The 420-nt window shown below is 69.8% G+C and carries 1 protein-coding gene; it reads left to right on the forward strand.

Translation table 11 applies throughout. The features are described from left to right. Positions 1-35 precede the first annotated feature (35 nt). On the forward strand, positions 36-420 hold a 385-nt coding region (locus PU724_RS34205; RefSeq protein ID WP_426213857.1), incomplete at its 3' end, for a condensation domain-containing protein.

Here is a 420-nt window from a genome sequence, read left to right on the forward strand (position 1 = left end):
CGCGGCCGGCGCAGCAGTCGTTTGCCGGGGCCGGTGTGGGGGTCGTCATCGATGCGGCTCTGACGCGGGGTCTGAAGCGGCTGAGCCGGCAGCATGGCACGACGGTGTTCATGACGGTGCTGGCGGCGTGGGCGGCGGTGCTGTCGCGCCTGTCCGGGCAGGACGATGTCGTGATTGGCGTGCCGAGCGCCAATCGCGGCCGGCGCGAGGTGGAAGAGCTGATCGGCTTCTTCGTCAACACGCTTGCGCTTCGCCTTGACCTGTCTGGCGCGCCGAGCGTTGCCGAGCTTCTGGAGCGCGCGCGGCGCACGGCGCTGGCCGCGCAGGAGCATCAGGACCTGCCGTTCGAGCAGGTGGTTGAGATCGTCAAGCCGCCGCGCGCGCTCGATCACACGCCGTTGTTCCAGGTGATGCTGGCCT

It is taken from the genome of Mesorhizobium abyssinicae, assembly GCF_049887195.1.
Lineage (GTDB): Bacteria > Pseudomonadota > Alphaproteobacteria > Rhizobiales > Rhizobiaceae > Mesorhizobium > Mesorhizobium abyssinicae.